Consider the following 16,551-nt stretch of genomic DNA (forward strand, 5'->3'; position numbering starts at 1 on the left):
CTGCTGAGGCCAAAAACAGCACAATGCCTCCGCAAGTAGAAAGTTTTGGCGGAATTCCGTATCCGCAAACGTTTACGTCTTTGGTTTTGATACCGACGGCGCCTCTAAATGGTGCGCATCGCAGGATCCGGGCCCTCTTTCAAGGCCAACGCGTAAACGTTTGCGAGGTCGTTTGAGTTTTGTGTCTTTTTGATCTGTTTCAACGCGTTGGGTCGCGTATTTTTTTGGAGTAATCCCGTGAACAAAAAACAATGGATGAGCTTTTCGAAGACGGCGCTGAGCGCCGCCGTGGCCATCGTCATTGCCGGCCCCGCGCTGGCGCAAACCGCCGCCGCTGAAGCCGACAAGGCCAGCGAAGCTCAGCCGCGCGCCAAGGAAGACTCGGTTCGTCTGGGCACCATCACCATCGTCGGCGAAGGCAATAAGCTGGGCGCCGGACTGATGCTGAACGAAGACACCGTCAAGGGTCGCAGCACCATCACCAAGGCGTCGACCGAAAAAGACATCGCCACCGGCAACCCTTTCCAAGCCCTGGCCCTGCTGCCCGGCATCAACACCTTCAGCCATGACGCCACCGGCCTGTACGGCGGCGGCATGACCATCCGCGGCTTCGGCGCCGACCAGCTGGGCTTCACCATCAACGGCGTGCCGGTCAATGACTCGGGCAACTTCGCTGTCTACCCGCAAGAGTATGTGGACCAGGAAAACCTCTGCACGCAGAGCGTGGCCCAAGGCGCCCCTGAAGTCGAGTCGCCCCACGCCGGCGCCACCGGCGGCAGCGTTAGCATCAACACCTGCGACCCAGAAGACAAGCGCCGCGTGCGCGTTGCCCAAACGCTGGGCATGCTGAACTTGACACGCACTTTCGTGCGCTTTGACAGCGGCCGCTTTGCCGATGACAAGCTGAAGGTCTTCCTGAGCTACTCGCACACCCAGGCCGACCACTGGAAGGGCCCCGGCAGCGCCACCAAGGACCACGTTGATGCGGCCTTCCGTTGGGACTTGGGCAATGAGAACACCATCCTCGGCTCGGTGCTCTACAACCGCGCCATCAACGACAACTTCCTGGCCCCGACGCTGAAGCAGTTGAACGACAACGGCTACAACTGGGACTACTCCGCCAGCTTCACCCCCGGCCACATCAAAGGCACCAAGGGCAAGGCCGACAACGAAACAGGACCCAACCCGGCCTATTACAAGCTGTCGAAGAACCCCTTCGAGAACGCGATTTACTCAGTGTCGGGCTCGTTCAAGCTGGCCGAAAACACCTACCTGAAGGTTCAGCCTTATCTGTGGACCGGCTTCGGCAACGGCGGCACACAACAAGTGGTGCTGTCTGAAACCGCCTTCATGGACTCCGCCACGCCCAAGCGCGGCGTCGACCTGAACGGTGACGGCGACACCTTGGACAAGGTCATCGTCGCTCGCGCCAGCGTGACCAAGACCTCGCGTCCTGGCATCACCACCGAGCTGAACAAGACCATGGGCGACCATCAGCTGCGCGTCGGCGTCTGGTTTGAGAAGGCCACCCACCGTCAAACTCAGCCGGCCGTCAAGGTCAATGATGATGGCAGCTCCACCGATGTGTGGCTGCAAAACGGTCAAATCCTGCGCCCCGATGGTTCAACCTACCAAGGCCGCGACTGGGAAACCAAGAGCACGGCCTATCAAGCTTACGTCAGCGACAACATCAGCTTCATGGGCGACCGTGGTCTGCTGTCGCTGGGCCTGCGTGCCCCGACCGTCAAGCGTGATGTGACCAATACGGCCAACGAAGGCGGCACCATCAGCTACAACCTGCAGAAGTCTTACAGTGAAGTGCTGCCGCAAATCGGCGCCCGCTTCATGCTGGACGCACAGCAGCAAGTGTTCTTCAATGTGGCCAAGAACTTCCGTGCACCGCCGAACTTCGCGTTCACCGGCAGCAATGTGAAGCCCAATGCCACCGGCGGCGTGGATTTGGTGTCGGCAACCAAGGCAGAAACCGCCATCATGACGGACCTGGGCTACCGCCTGCAGACCCGCAATTTCTCGCTGTCCGGCACCTTCTTCAATGCCGACTTCAAGGATCGTCAAGCCAACGCGTTTGACTCGTCGACCCAGACCAGCACCTACACCAACGCCGGTCGTGTGAACACCCGCGGTCTGGAATTTGAAGCGGGCAGCGCACCGTTCCTGGGTGGCTTCACGGCCTACGCCTCGGTCACGCTGCAAAAGAGCGAAATTCTGGACAACCTGATCGTGGCCGGCACCGATGGCAAACCCGTCACACTGGTCACCCGAGGCAATCAGTTCACGCTGACGCCTGAGAAGATGGTTGGCGCTTCGCTGCAGTACGCCTCAGGCCCGGTCTACGCTCGCTTCAAGATCAAGCACACCGGCAAGCAGTACGCCACTTTGATGAACGACGAGTCGGCACCGAGCTTCAATGTGGTGGACTTTGCCGCCGGCTACACCTTCAACAATGTGGGCTGGATGAGCACCCCCCAGCTGCGCTTCAACATCGCCAACGTGTTGAACGCCCAGTATCGCAATCCGAACGGCGGCACTCGTGTGAACGCAGTGGCCTTGCCGAACAAGGGCGTCGACACCCCTACCTACTATCTGGGCGCCCCCCGCTTCGTCTCGGTCAGCCTGAGCGCCGACTTCAACTAAGCACGGGCAAGAAAAAAGACCGGAGCTCACAAAGCGCCGGTCTTCTATTTCACTTTCTCGCTCCTCAAAGCCGCAAAGCGTTCGCGCTCTGCGGCTTTTTTATTTATCTGCAGAGCCTCACTTCTGGATGTCGCCCAGGCAGAGGTATTTGATCTCCACATAGTCGTCCATGCCTTGGTGCGCGCCTTCACGGCCCAGGCCGCTTTGCTTGACGCCGCCAAATGGCACTTCGGCGCTGGCAATCAAGCCGGTGTTGACGCCCACCATGCCGTACTCCAGCGCCTCGCCGACGCGGAAGACGCGGCCGATATCGCGGCTGTAGAAATAGCTGGCCAGGCCGAACTCGGTGTTATTGGCCAGGGCAATCACTTCCGCCTCGGTCGAGAACTTGAACACCGGGGCCAGCGGGCCAAAGGTCTCTTCGCGCGAGCAAAGCATCGCCGGCGTCACATCGGCCAAGAGCGTCGGTTCAAAAAACTGCGCACCAGCCTCTGTGGCTCGCTTGCCGCCGACCAGCAGCCGCGCGCCTAGCGCCATGGCGTCCGCCACATGCGACTCCACCTTGGCCATGGCCGCCTCATCGATCAGCGGGCCCACATTCACGCCCGGCTCAAAGCCATTGCCCAGCTTCAGCGCCCCGACCTTGAGCGCCAGCTTCTCGATAAAGGCCTCGTACACGCCTTCTTGCACATAGAGGCGATTGGCGCACACACAGGTCTGGCCGGCATTGCGGTACTTGCTGGCGATGGCGCCATCGACCGCGCTGTCGAGGTCGGCATCATCAAACACGATGAAAGGCGCATTGCCGCCCAACTCTAAGGACAGCTTTTTGATCGTCGGCGCGCATTGCTTGGCCAGGATGCGGCCCACCTCGGTGGAGCCGGTGAAGGACAGATGGCGCACCACATCGCTGTCGCAAAGCACATGACCGATGGCGATGGAGTTGGCCGCATCGGCACTCAGCACATTCAAGACGCCGGCCGGCATGCCGGCGCGCTGCGCCAGTTCCGCCACCGCCAGCGCCGACAAGGGCGTGGCTTCGGCCGGCTTGATCACCACGGTGCAACCGGCTGCGAGCGCTGGCGCCACCTTGCGGGTGATCATGGCCACCGGGAAGTTCCAGGGCGTGATGGCCGCACAGACACCCATGGCCTGCTTGATGACCAGATAGCGTTTGTTGTTGTCGGTGGTGGGGATGGTCTCGCCGTAAACCCGCTTGCCTTCTTCGGCAAACCATTCGATGAAGCTGGCGCCGTAAACCACCTCGCCGCGCGCTTCGGCCAGCGGCTTGCCCTGCTCGGCCGTCATGATGCGAGCGAGGTCGTCGGCATGCTTCATCAGCAATTGGTGCCAACGCATCAAGATGCCGGCGCGCTCCTTGGCCGTCTTGCTGCGCCAGGGGGCCAGCGCCCGATTGGCGGCGGCGATGGCAGCTTCGGCCTCGCTGGCGCCCAGGTTCGCCACCTCGGCCAGCAAGGCGCCGGTGGCGGGATCGTTGACGGCAAATCGTTCATTGCCGCTGACCCATTCGCCATTGATCAAGGCCTGCGTGCGCAGCAGGCTGGCGTCTTCGAGTTGGCTCAGCGGTGAAGTCTTGGCATCCATGAAGGGTTCTCTCTGTTCTATCTGCGGTTCTTGAGACAAGACTCTAACCGTTTCGACGGGGGCTCAGCGAAGGGCCCGCCCCTATAATCAAAAGCTCCGAAAAATCAAGTATTTACTGCGTCCAAAGGTGATGAGCCAGGGCGCGGTTCCAGCAGAAAGCCCGGGAATGAAAGCAGCAGAAATACGTCAGACCTTTCTGAAGTTCTTCGAAAGCAAAGGTCATCAGATCGTGGCCTCCAGCCCGGTCGTGCCGGGCGACGACCCCACGCTGCTGTTCACCAATGCGGGCATGAACCAGTTCAAGGACGTGTTCTTGGGCTTTGACAAGCGCGCCTACACCCGCGCCACCACCAGCCAGAAGTGCATCCGCGCCGGCGGCAAGCACAACGACCTGGACAACGTCGGCTACACCGCCCGCCACCACACCTTCTTCGAAATGCTGGGCAACTTCAGCTTCGGAGACTATTTCAAGCACGACGCCATCTCCTACGCCTGGGAGCTGCTGACCACTAAGTTCAATCTGCCGGCCGAGAAGCTCTGGGTCACCGTCTACGCTGAAGACGACGAGGCTTACGAGATCTGGAACAAAGTGGTGGGCGTGCCCGCCGAGCGCATCGTGCGCATCGGCGACAACAAGGGCGGCCGCTACATGTCCGATAACTTCTGGATGATGGGCGACACCGGCCCTTGCGGCCCATGCACCGAGATCTTCTACGACCACGGCCCCGATGTGGCCGGCGGCCCTCCGGGCAGCCCGAACGAAGACGGCGACCGTTACATCGAGATCTGGAACAACGTCTTCATGCAGTTCAACCGGACTGAAGACGGCGTGATGCACAAGCTGCCCAAGCCTTCGGTCGATACCGGCATGGGCCTGGAGCGCCTGGCCGCCGTGCTGCAACATGTGCACTCGAACTACGAGATCGACACTTTTGTGGCCCTGCTGGCCGCGGCCAAGGCGGCCGTGGACAGCTCCGGCGCTCAAGATTGCGACAAGGACAGCGCCTCGCTGAAGGTCATCGCCGACCACATTCGCGCTTGCAGCTTCACCGTCGTCGACGGCGTGATCCCTGGCAATGAAGGTCGCGGTTATGTGCTGCGCCGCATCGCCCGCCGCGCCATCCGCCACGGCTATAAGTTGGGCGCCCGCACCCCCTTCTTCCACAAGATCGTGGCCGAGTTGGTCAACCAGATGGGCGAGGCCTACCCCGAGCTGCGCCAGGCCCAAGCCCGCGTGACCGAGGTGCTCAAGCAAGAAGAAGAACGTTTCTTCCAGACCATCGCCAATGGCATGGAAATCCTGGAAGGTGCTCTGACGCCCGAAACCAAGCAACTCGACGGCGAACTCGCCTTCAAGCTGCACGACACCTTTGGCTTCCCGGTCGACCTGACCGCCGACGTCTGCCGCGAGCGCGGCGTGACCGTGGACCAAGCCGGCTTTGACGCCGCCATGGCCCGCCAACGCGAACAAGCCCGCGCCGCTGGCAAGTTCAAGATGGCCCAGGGTCTGGCCTACAGCGGCGCGCCCACCGCCTTCCACGGCTACGAGCACCTGGTCTGCGAGACCTCCAAGGTCACCGCCGTCTACATCGACGGTGTCAGCGTGACTTCCGCCAATGCCGGCGACGACGCGGTGGTCGTGCTGGACCACACGCCCTTCTACGCCGAGAGCGGCGGCCAAGCCGGCGACTCCGGTGATCTGCGCAACCCGAGCAGCCGCTTCGCCGTGGAAGACACGCTGAAGATCCAGGCCGATGTCTTCGGCCACCATGGCCGCGTGCTGGAAGGCTCGGTCAGCGTGGGCGACAGCTTTGTGGCCCGCGTCAACGCCGAGCAGCGCATCAAGAGCGTGCGCAACCACAGCGCCACCCACCTGATGCACAAAGCCTTGCGCGAAGTGCTGGGCAGCCATGTGCAGCAAAAGGGCTCGCTGGTGAATGCAGAACGCACCCGTTTTGACTTTGCCCACAACGCCCCGGTCAGCGCGGAAGAAATCGCCAAGATCGAAGCCATCGTGAATGCCGAGATCCTGGCCAACTCCGGCGCCAAGGCCGAAGTGATGGCCCTGGACGACGCGCAAAAGAGCGGCGCCATGATGTTGTTCGGCGAGAAGTACGGCGAAACCGTGCGAGTGCTGAGCATCGGCACTTCGAAGGAACTCTGCGGCGGCACCCACGTCAAGGCCACCGGCGATATCGGCCTGTTCAAGATTGTTTCCGAAGGCGGCGTGGCCGCTGGCGTGCGCCGCATTGAAGCCGTTACCGGCGACAACGCGCTGGCCTATCTGCAGCAACTCGAAGGTACGCTCAGCCGTGCCGCCGGTACGCTGAAGACCTCGCCCACCGAGTTGGAGCCGCGCCTGCATGCAGTGCTGGATCAAGTGAAGGCGCTGGAGAAAGAACTGGCCAGCGCCAAGAGCCGCCTGGCCGCCGCGCAAAGCAATGACTTGATGACGCAAGCCGTGGACGTCAAAGGTGCCAAGGTGCTGACGGCCACGCTCGACGGCGCCGACGCCAAGACATTGCGTGAAACCATCGACAAGTTGCGCGACAAGATGCACTCGGCCATCATCGTCTTGGCCTCGGTCGATGGCGACAAGGTCAACCTCTCGGCCGGTGTCACCGCCGACTACATCGCCCGCGGGCTCAAGGCCGGCGAGCTGGTCAGTTATGTGGCCCAGCAATGCGGCGGCAAGGGCGGCGGCAAACCTGATCTGGCCATGGCCGGCGGCACGCAGCCCGCAGCCCTGCCGGGCGCTCTGGCCAGCGTGGCGGGCTGGGTCAGCGACAAGCTCTAATCTTCGATGAACACGACAAAGGCCCTCGGGACGTCAACACCCGAGGGCCTTTGTTCTTTTTTGCAAACTCATTCCCCACCGGTTTTCAGGAGCCTGCTATGAACGAAAGCACCATTGACCACGCCAACGCCGAGCGTTTGGCCGCCCTTCTCCAGATCTTGGTCGCGGCCACGCCCGAAGACCAAGACGCGGTGCCCATCGACACGCTGGACGGCTACCTGACCGCGCTGATTTGCGGCCCCGGCGACAACGGCCCGCTGCAAGCGATGGACGCATTGTTTGGCGACGACTGGGCCGATGCCCTGGACGAGCAAGACGCCACCGAAGAGTTCATGAGCGTTTTGCATGAGCGCTGGAATGAAATCGGCGAAGCGCTGGACCCAGAAGGTTTGGCTGCCGACCCGGAAGCCATGCTGTTGGAACCGCTGATCACCGAGTTCGACGAAGCCACCAAGGCCAGCCTCTTGAGCCAAGGCGTGTTGACTCAAGAGCAGTTGGAGCAATTGCCCCCGGCCGGCTTGATGTGGGTCGAAGGCTTTATGCAGGCCGTTGAAGACAATGAGCAAGACTGGTACGTCTTCGACGATGAGAGCGAAGAAGCGCAGATGCTGGATGCGATGCTGATGGGCGTGGCCGCAGTCGCCATGCCGCCCGGTGATCAGCTGGAAGCGTACATCGACGAGTCCTACGACGAAGACGAGGAAGTCGACCAGAATGTCTTGCTCGACGACGCGCTGTTCTCGGTGCAGGACCTGCGCACCTTCTGGCTGCAGCAAGCGGTCAATCAGGCCGTTGGTTCGGGTCAGCTCGATGACTGATCAATCTAGCGACTGAAAAGTCCTAAAGGCGGCCGCAGCAGTTGGGCGCGCCGCAACGACAGGTCAGCCGCCCCTCGTGGTGGCTCTCGCCATAGTCGCAACAGAGTTCTTCGCCCACCTCGATATCGCGCAGGGCGTAGAACTCGACTCGACCTTGGTTGATGCGCAGCTTGGCATTGGGCGCGCAGCTGTGGTTGATGTGGCGCAACGCGTCGGTAGCGTTGGTGGCATCGACAGCGCGGGTCTCCGAAACTTCGACGATATGAATGCGCTCGCGCCCCTTGGCGCGACGACGCGCCTCGCGCACCGAGATCGACTCACCCCGTAACTCGCCAATCTTGCGGCGCTCCGGGATGGGTTCAGCGGCAAACACGCCCAAACCATCGATGTCACTCTCCGCCACCCGCAGCGCAAAGCGTTCGGCTGGCTGGCGCTGACCCTTGATGGGCACTGTCGCCTCGGTTTGAGGCAGGGTCGGGGCTTGGATCACAGTCAAACGCGGCATGGTGACGCTATTGTCGCTGCGGAGCCTGTTTGTCCAACCTGTGAGGTCAGACGACAACAAGGTACACCGATGCGCTTGACCTGCCCTTCAGGCTCCACGCATACTGGGCGTATGCAAGCCGCTTATTTCACCGCCCCCAGCAACACCAGTTTTGGCACTCAGCCTGACCGGGCTGCTGCGGCCGTGCGCGCCCTGCATCAGTCGCATCTAGTGTTGATGCCCATGTTTGCCATCCATACTGATCTTGCCTCAGGCCCACAGCGGCACCCCTGAGGCCCGGCCCACCAGAGCCCCCACTCTCCCCCGACGAAAAGCCCGCTGACACAGCGGGCTTTTTTGTTTTTCCGTCCCCACCGGTCCACCACCCCACCCACAAGGAGCTTGAGAGACATGCAGATCACCATACGCCGCGCCCAAGTCAGCGATGCCGCCGGGTTTGCCGAACTGATGAGCCACCCCGAGGTCTTCGGTGCTTTGCTGCAAAACCCCTACCCGACGGAAGACATGTGGAAGCTGCGCCTGCAAGACGGCGCCGCGCCGGGCAAGGTGGACCTGCATTTGGTGGCCTTGAACGCCGAGGGCAAGCTGCTCGCCAGCGCCGGCTTGTTCAGCGTAGGTGCGCCACTGCGCCGGCGCCACGCCATGGGGCTGGGCATTTCGGTGGCGCATGGCGCCCAGGGCCAAGGCGTCGGCAAAGCCATGATGGCGGCCCTGCTGGACTACGCCGACAACTGGGGTCAAGTCTTGCGCACCGAGTTGACCGTCTATGCCGACAACGCGCGAGCCATCGCTCTGTATGAACACTTCGGCTTTGTGCAAGAAGGCCGGATGAAAGCCTATGCCTTGCGCAATGGCGCCTATGTGGACACGCTGGCCATGGCGCGCTTGCATCCCAAGCCGCCGACTTGGAGTTAAGGTTTGCAGATGGGTATGGCGGTAGTCGGCACTTTGCGGACTTTAGTGTTCCTCTTGCCGAAGCCATCGGGCGCACGGTTCCGCTCATGTCCTCCGGCTCCGGCTGCGCCAGACCCTCCCCCTTTACTTCGCTTCACCGTACCCCCGACGCCCTCGGCGATTCTTCTTGCGCAACGACCAATCCTGCGGGAGCGGGACGGCTGGGCGCTCTGAACCGCGAGGTAAAGGCGGAGACCCGGGCGCAAGCCCGGGGCGGGGGACTGAGCTCGGACTCAAGGCGTCCTGAGGACGGCTTGAGCCTAGCGAAGGGCTGGTCCACTGGACCAGGCAGGAGCGGGGCAGAGTGCCCAGTCGGCCTGCTCAACCACAGCCTTTGCTCTTTCGCTAAGGCTGGCAAGCAGTCGCTCCAAGTCGGATGTCCGCAATGTGCCGACAACAGTCAAACGCAGCTCTGCTTACTTCAGGCCAATTGCTGCAAGGCCTGATGATAGGCAGGGTCGTGCATCAGCTCGTCCCAGGTCAACGGGGCTTTCTCGGGCAGGATCAGTTGACGCCGACCTTCGCTTTCCTCGCTTGGCAACCACCTGCCTTGCTGGGCCGCCTCGCTCAATTGCAGCAAGACCTCATCGATCGCCTGTCCGTCGTCTTCGACCGACTGATTGCACAGCAGAGCCAAATCGCACCCCGCGTGCAAGGCAGCAATGGCCGCCTCGGTAAAACCAATCTCGCGGCCTTCCAGCACGCGGGCACCTCGCATCCCCAAATCGTCACTGAAGATCAAGCCACCAAAGCCCAAACGCTCACGCAAGATCTCTTGCAACCAACGAGAGCTGAAGCCTGCCGGCAGCGTATCCACTTTCGGATAAATGACATGCGCCGGCATCACCGCCGACAAGCTCAGGTTCAACCATTCAAAAGGCTTGGCATCCTCGGCCAAGATCGCCTTGAGGCTGCGCCGGTCCACAGGGACATCGACATGCGAATCCGCCTTCACAAAGCCATGCCCTGGGAAGTGCTTGCCGCAACTGCCCATGCCTGCGATCAACAAGCCATGCGCCACACTCTTGGCCAAGAGCGCCACCACGCGGGGATCGCGATGGAAGCTGCGCTCACCGATCACCGAACTCTCACCGTAGTCCAGGTCCAGCACCGGGGCAAAACTTAAGTCAACGCCACAGGCACGCAACTCAGAGCCCATCACATAACCCGCCGCTGTTGCGGCCTGGGTCGCGGCCATGGCGTCTTCCATCCACAAAGCGCCCAGGCTGCGCATCGGCGGCAAATGGGTGAAACCATCGCTGCGAAAACGCTGTACCCGGCCACCCTCATGGTCCACGGTGATCAACAAGTCAGGCCGAATCGATTTGATTTCGGACGTCAGCAAAGTCAGCTGCGCACGACTTTCAAAATTGCGCGCGAACAAAATCAAACCGCCAACCAAAGGATGGGTCAGGCGTTTACGCTCAATCCTGCTCAGGCGCAGCCCGGCAACATCAATGACCAGGGGCGCGTGCGAGTGGGTTGGCATGGCGGAGGCGTCCTTCATTCTTTGGTTTCAACCACCACGAAACTGGTGGCGTAATCGGTTTCATCACTGACGCTGACATGCGCCTTCAAGCCCTTGGCTTCAAACCATGCGGCGAGGCCGTTATGCAAAAGGATCCCCGGCTTGCCGCTGGGGGCCTTGACGATCTCGCAGTCGCGCCAAGTCATGGGCATGCGCATGCCCATGCCGATGGCTTTGGAAAATGCTTCTTTGGCCGAGAAGCGGGTGGCCAGATAAGCCACGCCGCCCGCCGCGACACGGGCGCTGCGCTCCCGGAAGACCTGCATTTCATGCGGACCCAAGACCTTCTCCGCGAATCGTTCGCCGCGCCGCTCCAGGGTGTCACGAATTCGGCGGATGTCGCAGACATCGGTGCCGATACCGTAAATCATGCCTCTGGCTCCAACGGCGGCCACCCCAGCAACTCATTGCGATGCTGTTGGCCACCCAACTCAAACCAGTCCTCGCCCCAAAGACTCGCACCCTCGCGGCGGTAAAAGCGCAGCGCATCTTCATTGCCTACCCAGGCTGTCAACCAAAGGCTGCGATCAGGCCACTCTTGGCGCGCCTGGTGCAGTAATTTGAGACCCAGGCCTTGGCCCTGGCTGTGCGGAGCCACATACAAGCGCTTGAGTTCGACCGCTGCGCCTGACAGCGACACGGGGCACACCGCACTGTCGTCCAGATGCGCCCAGGCCAGCAAGGTGTCGCCACGTTCGATCAGCCAGTGCCGATTCAAATCGATGGACTGGCGCAGCACCTGCTCATCAAAGTCACGCTTCAAAAACTCGGCCACCGTGCTGTTCACGCCGCCCTCGGCTGCGTAACGGTCCAGCCATACCCAGCGTGCCAAGGCTGCAATGCGCAGGGCGTCCTCGGGTTGGGCCGGGCGCAGGTCGAGAAAATTGGACTTGGTCTTGCTCATCTCAGACTTCAGGCAGCATAGGCACGCTGAATACAGCGCAGATAGTCGCGCACGGTCTCGCTGTAGCCGAGTTCCAGGGCATCGGCCACCAAGGCATGGCCGATCGACACCTCTTGCACGCCAGGTACGGCCTGCAAGAAACGCGTCAAGTTATCGCGATTCAGGTCATGGCCGGCATTGATGCCCAGCCCAACGGCAAGTGCTGCCTGAGCGGTGCGGGTAAAACCAGCCAAGACCTCAACCTCAGTTTCGCTGCCGTACGCGCTGGCAAAGGTCTCGGTATAAAGCTCGACCCGATCTGCATCCAATTCGGCCACGAAGGCCATCGCTTCCGGGACGGGATCCATAAACAGGCTGACGCGCACGCCGCAGGCTTTGGCCTCGGCCACCAAGGGGCGCAAGCGCTCCATGTCCGCGGGGAATTGCCAACCATGATCGGAGGTGAATTGGTCTTCGGAATCGGGCACAAAGGTCACCTGATGCGGCCGCACCCTGCGCACAAAGTCCATCAAGTTTTGGGTCGGATTGCCCTCGATGTTGTACTCGGCATGGGGCCACTGCTGCATCAAGGCCGCCAAGTCATGAACGTCTGCGCTGCGGATATGACGCGCATCGGGCCGAGGATGCACGGTGATGCCCTGTGCTCCGGCCAGCAGGCAAGCTTCGGCCGCACGCACCACGCTGGGAATGCCCAGATGGCGGGTATTTCGCAGCAAGGCCACCTTGTTGACGTTGACGGACAAGGCGCATCGCACCGCGCCATGCGATGAGTGGGATTCAGGGGCAAGCAAGGGGTTCATCTGAAGCTCTCTGTCTGTATTCGAGTCATAGCCCGATGTGTGAAACGTCGCATCAATCCGTCAGCTTTTGCAGGTCCAGCATCACCTGCCGGGTGCGCAGCGGCCGCTGCCCCAGATGATAGTGAAGCAAGCCACGCAAGCTGCTGCGCAAGGCGGGCAAGATGGGCGCACAAGCCTGCCGTAAGGCGGCCATGCTGCCATGCAATAGCGCCGCCTGCAGATGCACCAACTCATCGGCACCAAAGCTGGCGGCCTCGGCCGTGGGCGGCAGCACGCCGGCTTCGGCGTTCAACATATAGCGGCGCTCGGGCTGCAGCGGCGCCTGCGTCACGGTCGACAGGCTCAGGTCCGGCAGCAAACCCAGCTCGCGCAGCAATCGCAATTCAAAGGCACGCAAGGCCGACTGCGACTGCGCGTCCTCATTGGCATGCAGGTGCGGCAGGCTGTCCGCATAGGCATCGAACAACTGCGGGTGCGGGTCTTGCCGAGCCAACAGCTTGAGCAGCAGCTCGTTCATGTAATAACCCGAGAACAAAGCGGCGCCCGCCGGCAAGGTGCTGCCACCGACCCACTCCGCCCCGCGCAGGGTCACCACTTCAGCCGCAGCCTCACCCGCTGCAGTCTTGGCCGGCTTGGCCAAGCTCACTTGGATGCGTTGAAACGGCAGCAGCACCGGGCGCAGCTGTGAATAGGGGCGTTTGGCCCCTTTCGCCACGACGGCCATGCGCCCCTGCTCGCGGGTGAACAGGTCCAGAATCAGACTGGACTCGCTCCAGTCATAGTGATGCAGGACAAAGGCCTGCTGAACGCTGGGCGAGCGCGACTTCACTCGTAACCGTAGGTCCGTAAATGCTCTTCGGTATCGGCCCAGCCGGAGCGAACCTTGACCCATAACTCCAAGAACACACGGCCCTGCATCAGGTGCTCGAGTTCCTGGCGTGCTTCTGAGCCGATGCGCTTCAGGCGTTCACCACCTTGGCCGATGATCATGCCCTTGTGGGCGTCACGCTCCACCACGATGGAGGCGGAGATGCGACGCAGCTCGCCCTCGTCTTCCCATTTATCGATGATGACGGTCGAGGTGTAGGGCAGTTCGTCGCCGGTCAAGCGGAACAGCTTTTCACGGATGATTTCACTGGCCAGGAACTTCTCGGAGCGATCGGTCAGCGCATCTTCCTCGTAGAACCATCCCTGCTCGGGCAAGTAGGGCTTGAGGATCTTGAACAGGCGCGCAACGTCGGCTTCCTTCTTGGCCGAAAGCGGTACGAACTCGCTGAAGTTGCGGCGCTCTTGCATGCTTTTCAGCCAGGGCGCCAGTTCGGCGCGGCGCTGCACCGCATCAAGCTTGTTGGCGATCATCACCACCGGCTTGTCTTCCGGCAACAGCGACAAGACCTTGGCATCATCGAGGCCGAAGCGCCCTGCTTCCAGCACATACAGCACCAGATCCACATCGCCCAAGACGCTGTGCACGGTGCGATTCAGGGTGCGGTTGAGTGCCGCGTTATGCTTCATCTGGAAGCCCGGGGTGTCGACGAAGACAAACTGCGCCTCGTCCACCGTGCGCACGCCGGTGATGCGGTGGCGGGTGGTCTGCGCCTTGTCTGAGGTGATGCTAACCTTTTGGCCCACCAGGGCGTTGAGCAAGGTCGATTTGCCGACGTTGGGCCGGCCGACAATCGCGATCAGGCCACAGCGTTGCGGCAAGGACTGCGCGTCATGAGATTCGGCCGCGCCGTCCGTCGAATCGGCATCCATCGGCTTTGTGTTTTCTGTCATGGTTTGGGCGGCACGAAGCCGGCTCCTTCAGTCGCGCAAGCCAGCGCCTGGCTTGTCACGGGCAATCAATTCGTCGAGCAATCGACGGGCGGCATCTTGTTCTGCGACACGGCGCGAGCGGCCTTCTCCGCGTGTGGCCACGCGCAAGGAAGCAACGGCACATTCCACCTCGAAGGTCTGCGCATGCGCTTGCCCACGGGTCTCGGTAATGCGGTAGGCCGGCACGCTGAGCTTGCGCGCTTGCAGCCACTCCTGCAGCGCTGTCTTGGCATCTTTGGCCCAGTTGTCGGCGCCCGAGGCGCTGCTGATCACTTCGGCCAGCAGACTTCGCACCACCGCCAAGGCTGCAGTGTAGCCGCCATCAACAAAGGTCGCGCCGATCAAGGCCTCGGTGGCATCGGCCAAGATAGACGGTCGCTGTGCACCGCCCCCCTTGGCCTCGCCCTCGCTGATGCGCAAGACCTGGGGCAGATCCAGCGACAAAGCCAGGCGATGCAGACTGTCTTCACGCACCAGATGGGCGCGGATTCGGGTCAGGTCACCTTCATCGGAGCCAGCGAAACGCTCGTACAACAGGCTCGACACCGCCAGGCTCAGCACCGCATCACCCAAGAACTCCAGGCGCTCATTGTGGTCGGCGCTGAAGCTGCGGTGCGTCAGCGCACGCGTCAACAGCTCCGGCTGCTTGAACTGGTGACCCAGTCGGCGTTGAAGACCAAGGAGTTGCGGACTCATGAGGGGCAAGGCTCAGACACTCAGCGTGAACGCCCAGCGTATTTGATCAACAGGAAGACGGGGCCGCCCAATTCGATTTGCTTGTCGTAGGCAAAGCTGATCTGCAATTTGTCGTTTTCCTTGGTCACGACCAAGTCCTTGGGCGCCACGCTGACCATCGAATACTCGACCTGCTGCGCGCGCTCAAAGTCGGCGCGCACGGCCGGGACGGTAGCCGGATTCGAAGCGGCAATGCGGTCCACCACACGTTGGATGGTGTAGAACTCCAACACCGTGGGCAAGACACGTGCTGCCACCACTCCGGCGAACGCCACCACCACACCCCAGAACAACAGGCCGAGCAGGCTGACGCCACGCTGCTGGCGCCGCCCACCTGCGTGAGCAGCACTGCGTGACCGAATTCCAACAAGCTTGCGAAGCCCCATAGTTCCAGTTCCCTTGCGTTGATACGGAAAGCCCGAAGGCGCCACGACCCGACTCAATTGAAAGCGCCAATGCGCTTGAGATTACCGAAATTCATCCAAACAAAAAAGGCCTTGCCGACGATGTTTTCATCCGGCACAAAACCCCAGAAGCGCGAATCGCCGGAGTTGTCGCGGTTGTCACCGATCATGTAGTAGTGACCGGCGGGCACTTTGCAGGTCACGCCCTCGGGGCTGTACTTGCAGTTTTCTTGGAAGGGGAAAGGGCCGTCCTTGCGATTGGGATGAAACAAGGGCGAGCGCTGGGGGTCCACCAGCAACTGATGCTCCTTCTCGCCCAGCTTCTCGGTGAAGCGCGGGCGGTAAGCCATCGAGCTTTCATCGTAGAAGTCGCCCTGCGCTTGCACCGGCACCAACTCGCCGTTGATATAGAGGCGCTGGTTCAGGTACTTGATTTCATCGCCAGGCAAGGCCACCACACGCTTGATGAAGTCAATGCTGGTGTCTTCCGGCCAGCGGAACACCATCACATCGCCACGCTTGACCTCGTTGTTGCTGATGATCTTTTTGTTGATCACCGGCAGGCGCACACCGTAATGGAACTTGTTAACCAGGATCAGGTCACCCACCAAGAGCGTCGGCACCATCGAACCCGAGGGAATCTTGAACGGCTCGAACAAGAAAGAGCGCAACAGGAACACGGCCAAGATCACCGGGAAGAGACCTGCGGTCCAATCGAGCCACCAGGGTTGCTGGAGGATTTGCTGACGCGCGCCTTCAACGTCACCATCCACACGCGCGATGCCCTGCTCCGCCAGCGTCTGACGGCGCTTGGCATCGCTCTCCAACAGCAGTGCTGCAGCGCGCTCACGCTTGGGCTGGAAATGGAAACGCTCGGCCAGCCAATAGGCCAGCGTCACCACGGTCAGGATGAAGAGCAGAAGAGAGAAATTGCCGCTCCAGTAGCCGGTGTACCAGCCCCCCAAATAGGCGACGAGGATGGCGTAAAGAATTCCGGTCAGAGCACTCATCAATCAATCGATCTTGGT

Annotated in this window: 15 protein-coding genes; 4 read left to right on the forward strand and 11 right to left on the reverse strand. The window is 61.5% G+C overall.

All coding sequences use genetic code 11. The features are described from left to right. Positions 1 to 237: 237 nt before the first annotated feature. On the forward strand, positions 238 to 2,655 hold the full coding sequence (locus tag WG899_RS09500; protein WP_339595390.1) for a TonB-dependent receptor: 2,418 nt from the start codon (positions 238 to 240) through the stop codon (positions 2,653 to 2,655). A gap of 117 nt (positions 2,656 to 2,772) precedes the next feature. Here the strand turns inward: WG899_RS09500 and WG899_RS09505 are convergent, their stop codons facing one another. Then, entirely contained in the window at positions 2,773 to 4,260 is a 1,488-nt protein-coding gene (locus WG899_RS09505) for an NAD-dependent succinate-semialdehyde dehydrogenase (RefSeq protein WP_339595391.1), read from the reverse strand. Positions 4,261 to 4,426: 166 nt separating this feature from the next. Between WG899_RS09505 and alaS the strand changes: the two genes are divergently transcribed. Further along, positions 4,427 to 7,057 carry an alanine--tRNA ligase gene (gene alaS / locus WG899_RS09510; RefSeq protein WP_339595392.1) on the forward strand — a complete coding sequence of 877 codons (2,631 nt, stop codon included), beginning with the start codon at positions 4,427 to 4,429 and terminating at the stop codon, positions 7,055 to 7,057. 98 nt (positions 7,058 to 7,155) lie between these two features. Next, complete coding sequence (locus tag WG899_RS09515) at positions 7,156 to 7,875, forward strand: UPF0149 family protein (RefSeq protein WP_339595393.1); 720 nt, start codon at positions 7,156 to 7,158, stop codon at positions 7,873 to 7,875. Between the two features lie 22 nt (positions 7,876 to 7,897). On the opposite strand, the gene WG899_RS09520 is transcribed toward WG899_RS09515, so the two are convergent. Next, entirely contained in the window at positions 7,898 to 8,380 is a 483-nt protein-coding gene (locus tag WG899_RS09520) for an SET domain-containing protein (RefSeq protein ID WP_339595394.1), read from the reverse strand. Positions 8,381 to 8,770: 390 nt separating this feature from the next. Between WG899_RS09520 and WG899_RS09525 the strand changes: the two genes are divergently transcribed. Continuing rightward, entirely contained in the window at positions 8,771 to 9,295 is a 525-nt protein-coding gene (locus WG899_RS09525) for a GNAT family N-acetyltransferase (RefSeq protein ID WP_339595395.1), read from the forward strand. 460 nt (positions 9,296 to 9,755) lie between these two features. On the opposite strand, the gene nagZ is transcribed toward WG899_RS09525, so the two are convergent. The 9 genes from nagZ to lepB are packed head-to-tail and all read right to left on the reverse strand — an operon-like array spanning position 9,756 to position 16,533. Further along, the gene (gene nagZ / locus WG899_RS09530; RefSeq protein WP_339595396.1) at positions 9,756 to 10,823 is read right to left on the reverse strand and encodes a beta-N-acetylhexosaminidase; all 1,068 of its coding nucleotides are present in this window, start codon (positions 10,821 to 10,823) and stop codon (positions 9,756 to 9,758) included. A 14-nt stretch (positions 10,824 to 10,837) separates the two neighbouring features. Further along, positions 10,838 to 11,233: a holo-ACP synthase gene (gene acpS, locus WG899_RS09535; protein WP_339595397.1), complete on the reverse strand. Its 396-nt coding sequence runs from the start codon at positions 11,231 to 11,233 to the stop codon at positions 10,838 to 10,840. Continuing rightward, positions 11,230 to 11,766: a GNAT family N-acetyltransferase gene (locus tag WG899_RS09540; RefSeq protein WP_339595398.1), complete on the reverse strand. Its 537-nt coding sequence runs from the start codon at positions 11,764 to 11,766 to the stop codon at positions 11,230 to 11,232. Before WG899_RS09540 ends, acpS begins: the two co-directional genes overlap by 4 nt. Positions 11,767 to 11,774: 8 nt before the next feature. Next, entirely contained in the window at positions 11,775 to 12,566 is a 792-nt protein-coding gene (locus tag WG899_RS09545; protein WP_339595399.1) for a pyridoxine 5'-phosphate synthase, read from the reverse strand. Between the two features lie 52 nt (positions 12,567 to 12,618). Continuing rightward, positions 12,619 to 13,395, reverse strand: a complete 777-nt coding sequence (gene recO, locus WG899_RS09550) for a DNA repair protein RecO (protein ID WP_339595400.1) — start codon at positions 13,393 to 13,395, stop codon at positions 12,619 to 12,621. Next, a complete protein-coding gene (era, locus tag WG899_RS09555; protein ID WP_339595424.1) occupies positions 13,392 to 14,324 on the reverse strand; it encodes a GTPase Era in 933 nt (310 codons plus the stop codon). Before era ends, recO begins: the two co-directional genes overlap by 4 nt. Before the next feature lie 48 nt (positions 14,325 to 14,372). After that, a complete protein-coding gene (rnc, locus tag WG899_RS09560; protein ID WP_339595401.1) occupies positions 14,373 to 15,080 on the reverse strand; it encodes a ribonuclease III in 708 nt (235 codons plus the stop codon). 20 nt (positions 15,081 to 15,100) lie between these two features. Continuing rightward, a complete protein-coding gene (locus tag WG899_RS09565; protein WP_339595402.1) occupies positions 15,101 to 15,505 on the reverse strand; it encodes a DUF4845 domain-containing protein in 405 nt (134 codons plus the stop codon). 53 nt (positions 15,506 to 15,558) lie between these two features. Next, positions 15,559 to 16,533, reverse strand: coding sequence for a signal peptidase I (lepB, locus tag WG899_RS09570; protein ID WP_339595403.1), 975 nt, complete (start codon positions 16,531 to 16,533; stop codon positions 15,559 to 15,561). Positions 16,534 to 16,551 lie beyond the last annotated feature (18 nt).

Origin of the sequence: Paucibacter hankyongi, assembly GCF_037482915.1 — a bacterium.
In the GTDB taxonomy this organism is placed as follows: Bacteria; Pseudomonadota; Gammaproteobacteria; order Burkholderiales; family Burkholderiaceae_C; genus Paucibacter_A; species Paucibacter_A hankyongi.